The following is a 16,400-nucleotide window of genomic DNA, read 5'->3' on the forward strand; positions in this document are numbered from 1 at the left end:
ATGGATCGGACCCTGAATTGGAAAAGCTATAAAGAGAAGCCACTTGGATAGGGGGCGATCGGTTTGAAAGATCGTGATCATTCTGTAACTGCAAATGCCGCTCCCAAACAGCGTAAGCTGTTGTTTAGCGCCGGACTCAGCTGGATGTTCGACGCGATGGATGTCGGCATTATTTCGTTTATCGCGGCCGCGTTGGCGGTCGAGTGGAGCTTGACCCCGCAGCAGACCGGGCTCTTCACCGCCATCAATTCGGTCGGGATGGCCTTCGGCGCGGCGATCGCCGGTTATATGGCGGACAAGTTCGGCCGCAAATCCGTGCTGCTGTGGACGCTGCTGATCTTCTCGGTCGCGAGCGGCTTGTCCGCCGCGGCAACGAGTTTCGGCATCCTGTGCGTACTGCGCTTTATCGCCGGTTTCGGCTTGGGGGGAGAGCTGCCGGTCGCTTCGACGCTGGTGTCCGAATCGGTGCCGGCCAAGGAACGGGGCAGGGCGGTCGTGCTGCTGGAAAGCTTCTGGGCCGCCGGCTGGATCGCATCCGCTTTGATCTCGTATTTCGTCATTCCGGACTACGGATGGCAGGCCGCTTTCCTGATCGGAGCCGTACCGGCGCTTTACGCGCTGTACTTGCGTAAAGCGATACAGGATCCGGTCCGATTTAAGGAACAGGCCATGAGCCGCAAAGGGAAGGGGCCTTCGTTCCGCGAGCGCTTCATGTCCGTGTGGGCAGCGCCGCACCGGCGCTCGACCATTATGCTGTGGATCCTGTGGTTTACCGTTGTCTTTTCGTATTACGGCATGTTCTTATGGCTGCCGTCCGTCATGGTGCTCAAAGGCTTCAGCCTGGTGAAGAGCTTCGAATACGTGCTGATCATGACCTTGGCGCAGCTGCCGGGTTATTTTACAGCGGCTTACTTCATCGAGAAATTCGGCCGGAAATTCGTGCTGGTGCTCTATTTGCTGATGACTGCGGTTAGCGCCGCATGGTTCGGCAACGCAACGAGCGAAGGCATGCTGCTGGCTGCCGGGATTTGTTTATCTTTCTTTAACCTGGGGGCGTGGGGCGGAATGTATGCCTATACCCCGGAACTGTACCCGACGAAGGTCCGATCGACGGGCGTGGGGCTGGCCGCTTCATTCGGGCGGATCGGCGGGATCATCGCCCCTTATTTGGTCGGCATGCTCGTTGCCCGGGAGGTGGCCATCGGGGGGATTTTCTGGATGTTTTTCGTGACGATCCTGATCGGGGCGCTGGCGGTGTTCCGGCTGGGTACGGAAACGAAGGGGAAAGAACTCGCCGACTAGGCACAGAAGGATTGGATGTATGCCATAAAGGCCTCTGGCCGTATCCCTTGCGGATACGGACCAAAGGCCTTTTCGGTGTTTTTACGATTCAGGGCGGGGTTACGTCAAGTCCGCGGTCTCCAGGTGTTCTCCAGGTTTCAATGCATGTCCCTGAATGCCGCTGCGTCTCAATTCGGACATAAACCGCTCTCCATCCTGGGCAATCGCGTCAAACGTATTGTAATGTACCGGGACGACGTGTTTGGCACCGATCCATTCCGCAGCCGTCAGGGCATCCTCCGGCCCCATGGTGAAATGGTCGCCGATCGGAAGCAGCGCCAAATCGACCGGACGGCGGCTGCCCACCAGCTTCATGTCGCTAAACAACGCGGTATCTCCGGCATGATACAGGGTATAACCATCGATCTCCAGGAGGATGCCCGCAGCCACGCCAAGATACAGGCTGATGCCGTCCCGGTTGACCGAAGCGCTGTGAAGCGCCGGAACCCATTTCAACTTGCCGAACGGGAATTGCCGCGAGCCGCCCAGGTTCATCCCTACGGTTTGCAGCCCGGCCGCGGCAAAATAATCCGCCAGCTCGACGATCGCCAGAATCGGGGCGTTGTTCCGTCTGGCGATGCTTTCCGCATCCGCGATATGATCGGAATGCCCGTGCGTAAGAAGGACATAATCGGCCTTGATCTCGTCCGCCGCCGCTCCGGCTGCCGGATTCCCCGTAAGGAACGGGTCGATGATCAGCTGATGTTTTCCCGTTTGCACAAGAATGCAGGAGTGTCCCAAATAAGTGATTTTCATCGTTATCCCCTCTCTGGAAAAGAGTTCCTTCTTGTCTATTATAGCCGCCGAGTGCCGGCAAGTCACATTGGGGCGATGGGGGGCCTGCATAAAAGCTTGAATTTGCCATATGATTTGGGAGTGGCTCATTTGCGCCGAAGGGTTGAAGTTTACGACTTGGGGGAAATCTAAAAAAAATAGTTGTTTTGCGGAAAGGACGACCCAGTGAAAATTATCATTACGCAAATGGAAGCCGTGGAAAAGGGCGTTTGGCCCAAAGTCCAGACCGAGTTCGGATTAACGGACGAAGAAGATGTGTGGGAGCGGGAGCAATTCATTCTTACCGAAGAACAAGCGCGGGAATGGGGGCTCATCCGATAGGAAAATCGCACATCGGACGTGAAAGACGTTGATTCCGAAGGAAGGTAACGTTAATATGGAGATTGGGTCTTTGACTTAATGGCTTAGGGTAAGGAGGAGATAGACATGAAAATCGAAGTATGGTCGGATTTTGGATGTCCGTTTTGTTACATCGGCAAACGCCGCCTGGAAAAAGCGTTGGAATCCTTTGAACATCGGGACGGAGTGCAAGTGGTGTACCGCAGCTTTGAACTGGATCCAGGGGCGCCGAAGAGTACCGAATCGAGCATTCATGAACTCTTGGCGGTGAAATACGGTCTCAGTCTTCAGCAAGCGCAGGAATCGAATCAGAATGTGGCGGCGCAAGCGAAAGCGGAAGGACTCACTTACAACTTTGATACGATTATTCCGACGAATACGTTTGATGCCCACCGGCTGGCGCATTACGCAGGCGAACAAGGCAAAGCGAAAGAGATGACGGAGCGTTTGTTCCGAGCCTATTTTACGGACTCATTACATATCGGTGACTTGGATACCTTGCTTCGGTTGGCCGAGGAGGTTGGTCTAAGCGGTACGGAGGTCCGGAATGCATTGGCGCAGGATGCCTACGCCGAACAGGTCCGCGAGGACGAGAGCGAAGCGAGAAGACTGGGCATCCGCGGCGTGCCGTTTGTCGTGATGCGGGGGAAATACGCAGTTTCCGGCGCGCAGCCGCTGGAAATTTTTCAAGGCGCGCTGCAGCGGGCTTGGGAGGATCAGGCCTAAGTCGTGTCGAAAGCATAAAGCAGCACAAAAAAACGCTGATCCTCAAAGGGTCAGCGTCTCATTTCCATGATTATAAAATAAAACTTGTATTACTTCATATCCTATGGTAAAATGACGGATAGCCAATCACATTGCATTCACGCAATAATCTCCTCAATAATAGCATAATACCAATGATTTGTCAAATGGTTAACCGGTTTTAGAGATATAGAGCGTTTTTCGCAATTTTCATTTTTTAGGGTGGGGGTCTGAAAGATGACAGAGGACTTGAAGCATAATGAGATGGAGTATACCGACGACCTGACGTTGCCGCCAGGGATAAAAATTGATGACCCGGTCCGGATGTATTTGAAGGAAATCGGTCGGGTGCCTCTGTTGTCCGCCGAAGAGGAAATCCAGCTTGCCCAGCGGATCGAAAACGGGGATGAAGAAGCCAAACGGCGTTTGGCCGAGGCCAACCTGCGCCTCGTCGTCAGTATCGCCCGCCGTTACGTCGGCCGCGGCATGGTGTTTCTGGACCTCATCCAGGAAGGCAATATGGGCCTCATCAAGGCCGTGGAGAAATTCGATTATTCCAAGGGTTTCAAATTCAGCACGTATGCAACCTGGTGGATTCGCCAAGCGATTACCCGGGCGATTGCCGACCAGGCCAGAACGATCCGGATTCCGGTGCATATGGTGGAGACGATCAACAAGCTGATCCGCATCTCCAGACAGCTGCTGCAGGAAATCGGACGGGAACCAACGCCGGAGGAAATTGCCAAGGAAATGGAGCTTACGCCGGATAAGGTCCGCGAAATCATGAAGATCGCACAGGAGCCCGTTTCGCTGGAAACCCCGATCGGGGAAGAGAACGACTCGAACCTGGGCGATTTCATTGAGGATCACGATGCTCCTGCACCTGCGGAAGCAGCCGCTTACGAGCTGCTCAAAGAGCAACTGGAGGAAGTGCTCGACACGCTGACCGAACGCGAGGAGAACGTATTGCGGCTGCGTTTCGGCATGGATGACGGACGCACGCGCACGCTTGAAGAGGTCGGCAAGGAATTCGGCGTAACCCGGGAACGGATTCGCCAGATCGAAGCCAAGGCGTTGCGTAAGCTGAGACATCCGAGCCGCAGCAAACGGTTGAAGGATTTTATGGAATAAAAAACGGAAAGCTCTCTAAGGACGATTCCTTAGGGAGCTTTTTTGTCTAGGTCTGGGGATTAGCGTTGGGGGCGGGAGACTGACCGGATGGGACGAAGCTTTGCCAGCACCTTCGAGGTGAGCGGGCGGATGCATTGATACTTGCCGCCCTTGCCTCTTTGCGGGCGAATCATCCGTCCCGAGCCGGGTTTGGCCACCCGGGCTCCAAACACCTGCATAAACCAGTCGACCGGATAGGAAATGGACAGCAACCCGTTCTCCGAACCGGCAAAATTGACCGCTGCCGCCAGGTTGCCCTTGAGGGTCAACCAAACGGAGCCCGAGTCCCCTTCGAGCGAAACCGGGCGTTTCCCGCGGATGACGCTTTGGTCCTTGAAGGTAATCGTACCCAGGTTGCCGTAATCGCCGTAATCGACCTGGACGTCCGTATGGATCGATTCCACCGTACCGGTAACGGAGCCGGTCGTGCGGCCGACCTTTTTGAACCTGTCGCCCACCTTATAGGAGCGGACATGTCCGGGAACGACGCCAAACACGGCATAAGCCGGTTTGAGCAGGGAACGCTTTAGTGGTTTGGACGTGGCCGCATCCAAATAATTGGGGCGCGTTCGGCTGAGCCGGACAAACCGGTCCACCTGCCCGATCCGGTCTCTGGCGGGAGTGCCGCCGTCGGCCCCGCCGGGCTGGAACGTTGCGGAGAAGCGGCGGGTGTTGTTATTCACCAGCACGTGGTTATTGCTCAAAATTAGCCTGCTGCTGCCGCAAGCGCCGTCGCTCACGACCAGTCCCGCGGTGCCGGACGAATCGAACGTACCGACGCTGTAGCCGGCGACGACCGGACGGATGCGTCCGGTGAATTTGCCGCCGTGGGTACCCCTTTTGCAAAAACGCGGGGACTTGACGATGCGGATCGGTACGCCGGCCCGGGGCTTCAGATAACGAGGCAAGGCGGTGCGGCGGTTTTTTCCGCCTTTTCTCTTGCCGGCGGTCGTGGAGAGGGCGTCGGCATAAACGATGATCGCAGCTCCTTTGCCCGGACGTTTGGGATCATGCAAGCCGACGCCTACGCCATGGATCCCTCTTTTTTTCAGCATGGTTCCGGCAATACGCTGCTTTAGCAAATAAGCTTTACGAAAACTGGCCAAACCGAATCACCTTTTCTCGCATATTCGCGGATTTGCTTTATCCTATGCAGCGGCCAGGGCGGGGGATTGCATTTTGGGCATGAGTCGGGATAGGGGAAATTAGCCGATGATCCGCATTCCCAGCCACGCGCATAAGAGTCCAAGGGAGGCGGAAGACAGCACATAAACGGCAGCCTGCCGTTTATGCCCGTTTCCTATCAAAGTGACAGTCTCGTAACCAAACGTCGAAAAAGTCGTATAAGCTCCGCAAAAACCCGTGCCGAGCAGAAGCCAGCTCCATTCGGAAATCGCTTGCTCCGCGTGCAGCGCCGTTAATGCGCCGAGAAGCAAGGAACCGGTAAGGTTGATAATCCATGTTCCCCAAGGGAACCGGGTGCCGGTTTTGGCGGTGCGGCTACTGATCCACTGGCCCAGATAGTAGCGCAGCAGCGTACCCAACACGCCTCCGAGGCCTACGATGGCGATCATGCGGATTCACCTGCTTTCTTCCGGTTTATGCGGCCTAGGGCAACGCCGGCTCCGGCCATAAGGAGCCCCCCGATGACGCTGGCGAGGACGTAGGCGAGCGCGGTGAAGGGATGATGGCTATGTACGGCATCCACGGTTTGCACCGTAAAGGTGGAGAATGTCGTAAACGCGCCGGTAAATCCCGTGCCGACGCCGAGCCGCACCTCCGGTCGAATGGGCCATTTGGCCGCCATGGTAAAAAACCAGCCGAGAAACAAGCAGCCGGCTAAATTGATCAGGAAGGTGGGCAGCGGGAAAGATCCGGCGGCCGGTATCCACAGGCTCAATTCATAGCGCAGCGCAGTGCCTAAAAATCCGCCGAGAATAAGGGCAAACACATTCATTAAGGGATCGACCTCCAAAAAATAGATAGACTCCTACCAGTGGATACTGGTAGGAGTCATCAGCTCAAAGAGCGGTTCAGGCGAACTCCATCGCCTTATTGCACTGGCACCATTTTATGTGATCGGACGAGTTTAGTCAATACGGTTTAAGTGAAGATCGTAATCGTTGGCGCGGAAATGGTCTGCGGAGTCGTAATCGTCGATGCAACGCCGGTAAAGCTTCCAACTTCCAACTGTACGGGAATGCCTTCGCCGACATCGACCGTGTCCAGCACCAGGCTGGCCGTTGTCAGGGTCGAAAGAGATTCCTGCTGGATCACACCGTTGATGTAAACGTTAAAATAATCGCTTCCGGTTAAGGTCGGCAAATCGGTAATCGCGGCATCCGCGTCATCGACAAAGCTAGCGGCGGGAATCGTCGTGTCCGTTGCTCCGATCATCGCGGCCGTAACCGTGGTGAAATACCGGGTCACTGCAGGCGTTATCGTAGTGGTTACGACCCCGCCCGAGGCTACAGGGGCAGTAGAAACGGCGGTATATACGGGTTTAATTACTGGCATTTGGTTCATCTCCTTTTCTTTGATGTTATCGAGAGATTCGATACATGATAGTAAATGAAGTAGCTTCGCTAATAGAAACGGCATTATTCCTTGGTAAATGATATATTTTCTTTCGCACGGCAAGCAGGGGACATTCGTCTATTCCGCCTTTAAACGGGGGGACATATGATAATGCAACGAATTTTAGGCCATTGGAGATCCAGGCGGGGGGAATGGCAGGGTGAAAGCCGAGAAATGCGCAGCCGTTCGCGAAATGCAGGGGGTGAAGAGAAAACGTAAGCTGAGGTCAAAGAGAGAACGGAAATTACGGGCGCCGGTCCGCAAACGACCCAGCAGTTGGAAACGCTGGCGGAAACGAATGCGTCGGGCGGATCTGCTCCTTTGCCGGTATCGCCGGCAGCTTCGCCGGGTCGAATACGCGGCCCGGGGGAAGGCGCCGGTTCGAGAGCACGGAGCAGTCGGCGAGCCGGGACACGCAGGAGCGCCGGGACCTTGGGGCCCGCGGGGCGAGACCGGGCAAGCTGGTGCAGCGGGGCCGTGGGGTGCGCCGGGCGAGGCCGGGCCTGTAGGTCCAGCGGGGCCGCAGGGAGCGCCGGGCGAGGCCGGACCTGTAGGTCCAGCGGGGCCGCAAGGAGCGCCGGGCGAGGCCGGGCCTGTAGGTCCAGCAGGGCCGCAGGGAGCGCCGGGCGAGGCCGGACCTGTAGGTCCAGCGGGGCCGCAGGGAGCACAGGGCGAAGCCGGGCCAGCAGGCCCAGCGGGGCCGCAGGGTGCACCTGGCGAAGCCGGGCCAGCAGGCCCAGCGGGGCCGCAGGGTGCACCTGGCGAAGCCGGTCCGGCAGGTCCAGCGGGGCCGCAGGGAGCGCCGGGCGAGGCCGGGCCAGCAGGCCCAGCGGGGCCGCAGGGTGCACCGGGCGAAGCCGGTCCTGTAGGTCCAGCGGGGCCGGAAGGTCCGCCCGGCCCACCTGGTCCGCCGGTGGAAGCGATCCTTGTGACGCCCAGCGTGTTTCGTTATTTTTATGAGCCGCCTGACGAACTGCAGGGGGAAATCGTCGTGATCCCCGCCGCCCAGTTCACTGACGATGAGGGGAACGCGCCGGCGGAATTTGCCGGGATCGGGGCCGACGCCTACTCTAATCTGTTCATCAACGGGATGATGCAGGAAGGCCGGATTTATGTGCTGGAGCCGGCATCTTTGACGCTGGATCTGACGCAGGATATGATATTGGCAGGAACGCCGATTATCCTGGAAAACGTGCAAATTACGGCGCAAGCGATGGCCTAATCGGCAGACGGGGATGTTGATCCAACCCGTTGACTACTAGGGCAAGGCTCCGGCTTTGTCCTGTTTCATTTGAACAAGGAGGGGTAGAGATGGAAGTCAAAGGCATCAATCATTTTTGTTTTTCCGTATCCGACCTGGACCGCTCGATCGCGTTTTATGAGCAGGTATTTGGGGCCAAGATATGCGTAAAGGGCAGGAAGCTGGCCTATTTCGATCTGAACGGGCTTTGGATCGCCCTGAATCAGGAGGAGGTCACGCGCGACGCGGAACTCCGTACATACACGCATATCGCTTTTACGATCGAAGAGCGGGATGTCGAGGCTTTCCTGAATCGGCTGCGTCATTTGCAGGTTGAGATATTACCGGGGCGTGAACGGGATTTCCGGGACAAACCGTCCATCTATTTCCGCGATCCCGACGGGCATTTGTTCGAATTCCACGCCGGCACGTTAGCCGACCGGCTGGCGTATTACAAAGAGGACAAAACCCACATGACTTTTTATTGACGCGAAAACAATTTTCCAGCTGGGGTTTCGGCGTTTTTTGCGATAGAATAGGACATGTGTGATGGAAATCATACGCCAACTAAATCCTAGCGAAGTAGGTCAACATGAAAAAGTTCAAGAAGTTCTATATCGAAACGACCAGTATCTGCAATCTGGCTTGCAGCTTTTGCCCGCCGACGCATCGTCAGGCACAGTTCATCAAGGTCGAAGATTTCCGCAAAATCCTCGACGATATCAAGCCGCATACGGACTACATTTATTTTCACGTCAAAGGGGAGCCGCTGCTGCATCCCAAAATCGACCAGCTGCTCGATATCAGCCACGAACAAGGGTTCAAGGTGAATATCACGACCAACGGAACGCTGCTTCCCAAAGTGCGCCACAAGCTGCTCGGCAAGCCGGCGCTGCGGCAGATGAATTTCTCGCTGCATAGCTTTGACGGCCACGAGGGCTCCACGGACCGCGAAGGGTATTTATCGAACATTTTATCCTTCGTCCGGGAGGCGGTGGCGAGCTCCGAGCTCATCGTATCGTTCCGGCTGTGGAATTTGACCCGGGACAACGAGACGAACCTCCAACGCAGCCGCAACCGCGCCACCCTTGAGCTGATCGAACGGGAGTTCGGGCTGGATTACCGGATCGAAGAGAAGGTCGTTCCCGGCAGCGGCGTGAAGCTAGCCGAACGGATTTACCTGAATCAGGATCATGAGTTCGAGTGGCCGCATTTGCAGGCGAAGGAGGACGACGGCAAAGGGTTTTGCCATGCGCTGCGCAACCAGGCCGGCATTCTGGTCGACGGCACGGTCATCCCCTGCTGCCTCGACGGGGAAGGCGTCATCAACCTGGGCAACGTGTATCAAACGCTGTTTTCGGAAATCGTGGAGGGAGAACGGGCCAATCGGCTGTACGACGGATTTTCCCGGCGCGAAGCGGTAGAGGAGCTGTGCCGGAAATGCGGGTACCGCCAGCGCTTTGGCGGTGGGGCATGATTGTAGCGGTTTGTTGAACTGAAAAAGGAGCCCCTCGGGCTCCTTTTTCAGTTGCTGCGTGTCATAAGGGAAAAATATGGCCTTATTCCCGTTAAGGCTGTGCATCGGCGGGAAATAGCGGAACGAAATGGCCTTATTTCCAGAAAACAGGCGGTTTCCTCGCGTTATATCTCCAAATTAGGCCCCATAATACCGCGCCTCAATCGGAAAATAACGCCATTTTTCACCGCTATTTTCCGACTGAGGCGAGTGAGCCAGAGGCCGCAGCTTATTCCGTGCCTACGGCTGGATTGCTTTCAGCTTTGCCGGATCGATCCGGGGCACAAGCCCTTCGGCGGCGGCACGATCCAATAGGGCGCTAACCGCGGCGTAGCCGTCCTCGCCCAAATCGGCGGTGTAGCGGTTCACATACAGGTTGATGTGAGCCTCGGTCACCTCGGGCGACATTTCTTGGGCATGGCTCATCACGTAATCGGCGGAAGCCTCGGGATGGGCCCAGGCGTATTCCACGGATTCCCGCGTCCAGCGGGCGATCGAAGCCAGGTCCAGCGACCGGCGGGCGATGATGGCGCCCAGCGGGATTGGTAACCCCGTATCGGCTTCCCACCAACTGCCCAGGTCCTGGAGCATGTCCAGTCCGTAGTTCCGGTAGGTGAAGCGTGCCTCGTGGATTACCAGTCCGGCATCGATGTCACCTCGCTTCACCGCCGGCATGATCTCGTCGAATGGCATGACGACGATGTCGCCGACGCCGCCCGGCACATGTTTGGCCGCCCATAGGCGGAAGAGCAGGTATGCGGTCGAGCGCTCGCTTGGCACCGCTACCCGGCGGCCCGACAGGTCCGCTGCCGACGCCGCGCCGGCCGTGAGAATGAGCGGGCCGCAGCCGCGGCCCAGCGCACCGCCGCAAGGCAGCAGCGCGTATTCGTCCAGCACCCAGGGGAGGGCGGCGTAAGAGATTTTCAGCACTTCGGGGCCGCTGCCGGAAGCGGCCAGCCCGTTCGTGATATCGATATCCGCGTAGGTTACGTCCAACTCGGACGCGCCGGGAATCAGCCCGTGCGCCCAGGCATGGAACACGAACGTATCGTTAGGACAAGGGGAAAAAGCGATTTTCATGATTGCAGCACCTCCGGTAGTTTAGCGCAGGCTTGTTCCAAAGCCTGCAGGGCTTCGCCGATTTTCCACAGCTCGCGTTGGCGCGGTCCGACCCGATTGGAAACGGCCCGCAGCTCCAGCGCGGGGATGCCGAATTGGCGGGCGGCTTCGGCTACGCCGTAGCCCTCCATTGCTTCGGCTCCGGCCCCGGGATAACGCGCGGCGAGCGCTTCGGCCGTTTCCGCCGTGCCGGTCACGGTCGACAAGGTCAGCACCGGGCCGAAATAGGCCGGCAGCCCGGCGGCCCGCAGCGCATCCGCCCAGCGGACGGCAGGCTCGTGCGCTACGGCGATCCGGGCCGAGCCGAAGCCGAGCTCGTCCACGCCGGCGAAGCCGTCCGGCGTCTCGGCCCCGAGGTCGGCGGCGATGATCTCGCTTGCTACGACCAGCGAGGCGATGCCGGCAACCTCGCCGAAGCCGCCGCCGATACCGGCGCTGATGACAAGGTCATAGCCGCCGCCTCCATCGCCGGCATCGCCAGCAACCGTGCGCGTGCCGGTTTTGGCCAGTACCGTGGCCGTGGCCGCCGCGGCGGCCGCCGGACCCACGCCGGCCAGATGCACGTCGGCGGCTTCAAAGCCGCCTAACCCGCGCAGCACGGCATCGCGTTCGGCCGCGACCGCGGTCATGATCAGGATGCGGCGGTATTCGCATGAAGCAGAGCCGCCAGCGCAGGCGGGCGTATATACAGAAGATTGATGATCCATAGGAAGAGAACAACTCCTTAACCGGTTTCACTCTTCAAATTATATAGCTCCAGGCAAGGAAAACCAAGTTTGCTTTTACCAACGGAGCAGGCCGGTCCCCATGGATTCCCGGCGGGCAGCAAAGAAACGGACCCGCAATCGCTCATGCGAATACGGGTCCCGAGCCGGCAGAGGGTTGCCGGCTTTAAGCTCTTTGGTACTGTACCGGACGCTCGAGCGTCGTACGCAATTCTTTGGCCGCTTCGTAAGGCCAATACGGATTCCGCAGCAGCTCGCGGCCAAGGAAGATCAGGTCCGCCCGGTCGTTGCCGAGGATTTCTTCCGCATGCGTTGCGCTGCTGATCAGGCCGACGGCGCCGGTCGCGATATCCGCTTGCCGGCGGATTTGATCGGCCAGATTCACCTGATATCCCGGATACATGCCGATCGGAGCCGGAACAAGCCCGCCCGAGCTGCAGTCGACCAGATCGACGCCCTGCGCTTTCATCCGGCGCGCGTAATCGACATACTGCTCGAGCGAGTTTCCTTCCGGGTCATATTCATTGGCGGAAATCCGCACGAACAACGGACCGTCCCAAACCGTTTTCACGGCTTCGATGACTTCGCTCAGCAGGCGATAGCGGGCATCGGCGCTGCCGCCGTATTCGTCCTCTCGCCGGTTGGAAACCGGCGAGAGGAACTCGTTCAGCAAATAGCCGTGGGCGCCGTGAATCTCGATGACGTCGAACCCGGCTTCCTTGGCGCGGCGGGCACCCTCCCGGAATCCTTCGATGATTCGCCGGATATCTTCCGCGTTCGCGGCTTTAGGCGTTTTTTTATCGGGGAACGGAATGGCGGAAGGGGCGATAATCGTTTCCTCCAGCTCCGCTTTCCGGCCGGCGTGGGCCAGCTGAATGCCGATTCTGGCTCCGTTGCCGTGCACAAGGTCTGAGATCTCCTTCAGCCCGGCCACATGCTCGTCGCTCCAAATGCCCAGGTCGTTATAAGAGATCCGTCCTTCGGGTACGACCGCAGTAGCTTCGAGGAGGATCAAGCCTACTCCGCCAACGGCGCGGGTGGCGTAATGGATTTTATGCCAGTCGCCGATATGTCCGTCACGGGAAGGCGACGAATATTGGCACATCGGGGACATGACGATGCGGTTTTTAAAGGTAACCTCTTTTACCGTAAATGGAGAAAATAACTTGGCGCTCACGATACCACTCCTTTGCTGATTCAAAAAACCTCTATCCCATCATGTTAGTTCACCTGTTGAAAAGACACAAGTACGCACAATTTTGTGGCATAGTATACTTTTTTATACTTGGTACAATGCGGCGCTTGACCGGCGATCCCGAGATCGGGTAAGATAACAAGCGAATCGTTCTCTAGGGTTCCGCGGCCGTCATGACCGGCCGGACAGGTCCAAGAGGGAACGCGCAGCCGCGAACGTGCTGTGTCACGGAGGGATAAAAGCCCGGGAGATATCGAAATTGGATATCTTTCCGGGCTTTATTTTTTTTTGGAGAAGGGATGGATATAAGTTGAAACGGGATTGGATGCTTGTTGGGGTAGCCGGTTTGTTCGAAATCGGCTGGGTGATCGGCTTGAAGCATGCCGGCGGCGACCTCCTGAGTTGGTCGGGCACGGCCATGGCCATTGTCTTGAGTATGTATTTGCTGATTTTGTCGGGGCGCAAGCTGCCGATCGGGACCGTGTACGCCGTATTTACCGGAATCGGCACGGCCGGGACGGTACTGGCGGAAATGCTGCTGTTCGGGGAGCCGTTCCAGTGGATCAAACTGTTGCTGACCTTGGTGTTGTTAAGCGGCGTGATCGGTTTGAAACTCGTAACGGACGCTGAGAAATCAGCCGATAAGGAGGGAGCGCAACATGGATTGGGCGTTGCTGGTAGCCGCCGGATTCGGCGAAGTGCTGGGCGTGATCGGGATTAATCAGGTCAACAAGCGCCGGGGCTTAAAAGCTTACGCATGGATGGTTGGGGGCTTCCTGTTTAGTTTCCTGTTTCTGACGATCGCGATGCAGACCCTATCGATGGGGACGGCTTACGCGGTATGGACGGGGATCGGGACGGCGGGAAGCGCCGTTTTGGGCATGCAGTTGTACGGAGAATCCCGGGAATGGCGGCGTATGCTATTTATCGCGATGATTTTGGGCGCTGCCGTGGGATTGAAGCTCCTCAGCCACTAAGGGTCTCATCAGGACGTTGGCCCGTGCGCTGCGGCATTATGATAATCTAAAAAAAACGCCCCGGATCGGTTCCATCGTCGATGGTCCGAAACTCCGGAGCGGTCGTTCATGATTTATCGCGGTCGTTCGGCTACCTTGCGGGCCTATGCCCGTTTGGTCGCTTGGGCAAACCGGTCCTTGAGCTGTTTATTGTTGCGTTTCATGGACGTGCGCTGCTCGCGCAAAATTTGGGAGGAATTTTTGGCGGCCGGGGCAAACAGCAGCGCTTCTTTCGGCTGGAACCCGACGGCTTTGGAGACGACTCCGTTTTTGGATACGAATACTCCGCGACTCAAGACGGCATCCCTCCTAAACATAATTTGATGATTTGGATCATAAACGGATTTTTACTCATTATAGCATGGTTGGCGCTCTCTTTGTAGCGGATGAATTTCCTGTAGTTCCAGGACGGGTCGGCGGGAAAATGAAAGGTCAGCACATGCTCGCCCGACCGGATGCAATAATAAAACATGCTTTTGGCTTCGGTAAAAAAGACTTGCTCCTGCTGGTTCCCCAAATGGTAAGTTAGCACGGTATAAGAGCTTTGATTATCGAGCGCGTAATAGGGGGCGGCCGTCGTTTCTCCCCACTCGGCGACCTTCCGGAGCCGGTCATCCGCCCGTACATAAAGCGTGGCCGCATTGCAATCCTCGTAATAACCGACTTGTTCGCTAATATATTGGCCGTAATGATGTTCGATCATTCCGCCGGTCATCGACAGCATCACATCCCGCATAAACAGCTGCGGCTGCCTCAGTCCTTCGATCCGCAAATGCGGGAGCAGCCCGGATACCAGCTCGAACGCTTCATCGAATTGCTCCAGCCGTTCGCTGTTCTGTTCGATCGACTCCTCCAGAGGGAGCAGCAGGGAGCCGCGCCGGAGCAAATCGCTGAAATACCCCCGCCAATCGATGGGGACGCCAAGCGAGAGATCGTCGACGAAAATGCCTCGTTTCGTGATGTCGTACATCAAGTACCAGACATACGGTTCGATTCGGGCAGGCAGACTCCCGTCGGCGGACAGCAGATTCATGATATGCTCCGGGGCCGGGAACCGTTCCTCTTTGGCGATGAAGCGTTCGATCCAGGGTTCGATCAGCGGTTTGACGCGGCCGAAAAACACCGATTTGACTTCCGTATCGCCGAATACAAGGATCGTTTTTCGCTGCTCGTACGCCTGGATGAATTCAAGATGCGTGACCGTTCGTTCCGCCGTAGAATCATAGCTGCCGGCTTTTCCGCCGATAAACAAACAATAAATATCGCACGCTTCCACGGCTTCGAGGCATTTGGCGATCGGGTCGGACCCGGCCGGCCAGGGGCCGAGGTTTTCCTCCCACATGACCGGTTCATGCCCGAGCCCGGTAAGCTCCCGAAAGACGTTTTTGCGCAGCGGCTTCAGCCCGTCTTCATTGACGGAACTGATGAATATTTTCGTTCTCGTCACGTCAAGAAACACTCCGTTCGGCATTTTTAGCATTTTCTCCCATTATACCTTAGGCTGCTTCTAATGGACATCCCGACTTGACTGGTTTCCCGTTCGATTGGATACATTAAGAGTCGTAATGACGACATGAAAACAGCCAGATTGGAGCGAATAGGGATATGAGCGATTTTTGGAGCGCAGTCAAAACAAGAAGAAGCATTTATGCCATCGGGAAGGATACCGGCATTTCCGAGGAACGGATCGAGGAGATCGTGAAAAACGCGGTGCTCTACGCGCCGTCATCCTTTAACTCGCAAAGCGCGCGCGTCGTCGTGTTGTTCAACGAACAGCATGACAAGCTGTGGGATGTTACGAAGGAAACATTGCGGAGCATCGTGCCTGCCGATAACTTCGGCCCAACCGAGGAGAAAATGGCGGCTTTCCGCGGCGGACGCGGGACCGTGCTGTTTTTTGAGGACCAGACGGTGATTGAGGGTCTGCAAAAGCAATTTGCCTTATATGCCGACAATTTCCCGGTCTGGGCCGAGCAATCGAACGGCATGTTGCAGTTCGTCGTATGGACGGCCTTGTCCGATGAGGGAGTAGGAGCGTCCCTGCAGCACTACAACCCGTTGATCGACGAGCAGGTGCAGAAAGAGTGGGGCGTTCCGGCAACCTGGAAACTGATCGCGCAAATGCCCTTCGGCAGCATCGCCAGCCCGGCGGGGGACAAGGAGTTCGCGCCGGTTGAAAGCCGGATGAAGACGTTCAAGTAATCGAGCGGAAATTGATCCGAAGGGACTGTACTAGCCGCTATAGCCGGCGAGCCAATTTGTACGATAAATCGTACAAGTCACCTCCGTTTTATGGCAGATTTAAAGATTTTGTACGATTTATTGTGCAAAAGCAGACAGCATAACAAGCAAACGGGGGAGTTTAGATGAATAATCGTACAAATTGGCCAGAATGGACCGGCAAATAGCCGGTTTGTACGAAATTTCTTTTAAAGGTAAAAAGGCTGGTGTGGGGAATCGCAGAACTTTAATAAAAGAAGCTTCCCCCACTCTCAATGTGGTGCTGGAAGCTTCTTTGTACGAGGATAGGAAGGTTTATCATTCCATGCGGAGCTATATCGGCTTGTGCCGAAAGACCATCTGCTTCGCAAGATCGATGCTGCGGTGGATTTCGGATTTGTAT

Annotated in this window: 19 protein-coding genes, 1 pseudogene and 2 riboswitches; of the genes and pseudogenes, 10 read left to right on the forward strand and 10 right to left on the reverse strand. The window is 56.8% G+C overall.

Annotation, left to right across the window (positions count from 1 at the left end):
- The first annotated feature begins 63 nt into the window (after window positions 1-63).
- Entirely contained in the window at window positions 64-1,302 is a 1,239-nt protein-coding gene (locus ACQ4N8_RS23995; protein WP_430706875.1) for an MFS transporter, read from the forward strand.
- A gap of 99 nt (window positions 1,303-1,401) precedes the next feature.
- Here the strand turns inward: ACQ4N8_RS23995 and ACQ4N8_RS24000 are convergent, their stop codons facing one another.
- Window positions 1,402-2,097 carry a metal-dependent hydrolase gene (locus tag ACQ4N8_RS24000; protein ID WP_430706876.1) on the reverse strand — a complete coding sequence of 232 codons (696 nt, stop codon included), beginning with the start codon at window positions 2,095-2,097 and terminating at the stop codon, window positions 1,402-1,404.
- 204 nt (window positions 2,098-2,301) lie between these two features.
- On the opposite strand from ACQ4N8_RS24000, the gene ACQ4N8_RS24005 reads away from it, so the two are divergent.
- From ACQ4N8_RS24005 to rpoD, 3 genes are all read left to right on the forward strand, one after another.
- Complete coding sequence (locus ACQ4N8_RS24005) at window positions 2,302-2,457, forward strand: hypothetical protein (protein ID WP_430706877.1); 156 nt, start codon at window positions 2,302-2,304, stop codon at window positions 2,455-2,457.
- A 105-nt stretch (window positions 2,458-2,562) separates the two neighbouring features.
- Complete coding sequence (locus tag ACQ4N8_RS24010; RefSeq protein WP_430706878.1) at window positions 2,563-3,201, forward strand: DsbA family oxidoreductase; 639 nt, start codon at window positions 2,563-2,565, stop codon at window positions 3,199-3,201.
- 255 nt (window positions 3,202-3,456) lie between these two features.
- Window positions 3,457-4,350 carry an RNA polymerase sigma factor RpoD gene (gene rpoD, locus ACQ4N8_RS24015; RefSeq protein WP_430706879.1) on the forward strand — a complete coding sequence of 298 codons (894 nt, stop codon included), beginning with the start codon at window positions 3,457-3,459 and terminating at the stop codon, window positions 4,348-4,350.
- 59 nt (window positions 4,351-4,409) lie between these two features.
- On the opposite strand, the gene ACQ4N8_RS24020 is transcribed toward rpoD, so the two are convergent.
- The 4 genes from ACQ4N8_RS24020 to ACQ4N8_RS24035 form a co-directional block, all read right to left on the reverse strand.
- Window positions 4,410-5,495, reverse strand: a complete 1,086-nt coding sequence (locus tag ACQ4N8_RS24020; protein ID WP_430706880.1) for a hypothetical protein — start codon at window positions 5,493-5,495, stop codon at window positions 4,410-4,412.
- A 99-nt stretch (window positions 5,496-5,594) separates the two neighbouring features.
- Window positions 5,595-5,963, reverse strand: a complete 369-nt coding sequence (gene crcB / locus ACQ4N8_RS24025; protein WP_430706881.1) for a fluoride efflux transporter CrcB — start codon at window positions 5,961-5,963, stop codon at window positions 5,595-5,597.
- A complete protein-coding gene (gene crcB / locus ACQ4N8_RS24030) occupies window positions 5,960-6,346 on the reverse strand; it encodes a fluoride efflux transporter CrcB (RefSeq protein WP_430706882.1) in 387 nt (128 codons plus the stop codon). The genes crcB (ACQ4N8_RS24025) and crcB (ACQ4N8_RS24030) overlap by 4 nt, the downstream gene beginning before the upstream one ends.
- A 43-nt stretch (window positions 6,347-6,389) precedes the next feature.
- Window positions 6,390-6,450: riboswitch (Fluoride riboswitch) on the reverse strand.
- Window positions 6,451-6,492: 42 nt separating this feature from the next.
- A complete protein-coding gene (locus ACQ4N8_RS24035) occupies window positions 6,493-6,906 on the reverse strand; it encodes a DUF4183 domain-containing protein (protein WP_430706883.1) in 414 nt (137 codons plus the stop codon).
- Window positions 6,907-7,126: 220 nt separating this feature from the next.
- Here ACQ4N8_RS24035 and ACQ4N8_RS24040 point away from each other — a divergent pair, with 220 nt between their 5' ends.
- The 3 genes from ACQ4N8_RS24040 to ACQ4N8_RS24050 all read left to right on the forward strand — a co-directional run bounded on the left by ACQ4N8_RS24040 (window position 7,127) and on the right by ACQ4N8_RS24050 (window position 9,683).
- On the forward strand, window positions 7,127-8,188 hold the full coding sequence (locus ACQ4N8_RS24040) for a DUF4183 domain-containing protein (protein ID WP_430706884.1): 1,062 nt from the start codon (window positions 7,127-7,129) through the stop codon (window positions 8,186-8,188).
- A gap of 89 nt (window positions 8,189-8,277) precedes the next feature.
- Window positions 8,278-8,694 carry a metallothiol transferase FosB gene (gene fosB, locus ACQ4N8_RS24045; protein WP_430706885.1) on the forward strand — a complete coding sequence of 139 codons (417 nt, stop codon included), beginning with the start codon at window positions 8,278-8,280 and terminating at the stop codon, window positions 8,692-8,694.
- A gap of 104 nt (window positions 8,695-8,798) precedes the next feature.
- Window positions 8,799-9,683: a radical SAM/SPASM domain-containing protein gene (locus tag ACQ4N8_RS24050; RefSeq protein WP_430706886.1), complete on the forward strand. Its 885-nt coding sequence runs from the start codon at window positions 8,799-8,801 to the stop codon at window positions 9,681-9,683.
- A 279-nt stretch (window positions 9,684-9,962) separates the two neighbouring features.
- Here ACQ4N8_RS24050 and ACQ4N8_RS24055 read toward each other — a convergent pair whose 3' ends face one another.
- From ACQ4N8_RS24055 to namA, 3 genes are all read right to left on the reverse strand, one after another.
- The gene (locus ACQ4N8_RS24055) at window positions 9,963-10,802 is read right to left on the reverse strand and encodes a 1,4-dihydroxy-6-naphthoate synthase (RefSeq protein WP_430706887.1); all 840 of its coding nucleotides are present in this window, start codon (window positions 10,800-10,802) and stop codon (window positions 9,963-9,965) included.
- Entirely contained in the window at window positions 10,799-11,548 is a 750-nt protein-coding gene (locus tag ACQ4N8_RS24060; protein WP_430706888.1) for a futalosine hydrolase, read from the reverse strand. The genes ACQ4N8_RS24055 and ACQ4N8_RS24060 overlap by 4 nt, the downstream gene beginning before the upstream one ends.
- Window positions 11,549-11,732: 184 nt before the next feature.
- The gene (gene namA, locus ACQ4N8_RS24065) at window positions 11,733-12,743 is read right to left on the reverse strand and encodes an NADPH dehydrogenase NamA (protein WP_430706889.1); all 1,011 of its coding nucleotides are present in this window, start codon (window positions 12,741-12,743) and stop codon (window positions 11,733-11,735) included.
- Between the two features lie 161 nt (window positions 12,744-12,904).
- Window positions 12,905-13,013: riboswitch (guanidine-I (ykkC/yxkD leader) on the forward strand.
- Between the two features lie 58 nt (window positions 13,014-13,071).
- Between namA and ACQ4N8_RS24070 the strand changes: the two are divergent.
- Together ACQ4N8_RS24070 and ACQ4N8_RS24075 are read left to right on the forward strand one after the other, a co-directional pair.
- Window positions 13,072-13,392, forward strand: a pseudogene (locus ACQ4N8_RS24070) (DMT family transporter); the annotation flags it as partial.
- 28 nt (window positions 13,393-13,420) lie between these two features.
- Window positions 13,421-13,738 (forward strand): DMT family transporter, encoded by a 318-nt coding sequence (locus ACQ4N8_RS24075; protein WP_430706890.1) that lies wholly within the window; start codon window positions 13,421-13,423, stop codon window positions 13,736-13,738.
- A gap of 143 nt (window positions 13,739-13,881) precedes the next feature.
- Here ACQ4N8_RS24075 and ACQ4N8_RS24080 read toward each other — a convergent pair whose 3' ends face one another.
- Complete coding sequence (locus ACQ4N8_RS24080; protein WP_430706891.1) at window positions 13,882-14,073, reverse strand: hypothetical protein; 192 nt, start codon at window positions 14,071-14,073, stop codon at window positions 13,882-13,884.
- Window positions 14,070-15,248 carry a DUF4062 domain-containing protein gene (locus ACQ4N8_RS24085; protein ID WP_430706892.1) on the reverse strand — a complete coding sequence of 393 codons (1,179 nt, stop codon included), beginning with the start codon at window positions 15,246-15,248 and terminating at the stop codon, window positions 14,070-14,072. Before ACQ4N8_RS24085 ends, ACQ4N8_RS24080 begins: the two co-directional genes overlap by 4 nt.
- A 134-nt stretch (window positions 15,249-15,382) precedes the next feature.
- Between ACQ4N8_RS24085 and ACQ4N8_RS24090 the strand changes: the two genes are divergently transcribed.
- Window positions 15,383-15,979, forward strand: coding sequence for a nitroreductase family protein (locus ACQ4N8_RS24090; protein ID WP_430706893.1), 597 nt, complete (start codon window positions 15,383-15,385; stop codon window positions 15,977-15,979).
- Window positions 15,980-16,400 lie beyond the last annotated feature (421 nt).

The organism is Paenibacillus macerans (genome assembly GCF_050565405.1).
GTDB lineage: Bacteria > Bacillota > Bacilli > Paenibacillales > Paenibacillaceae > Fontibacillus > Fontibacillus macerans_B.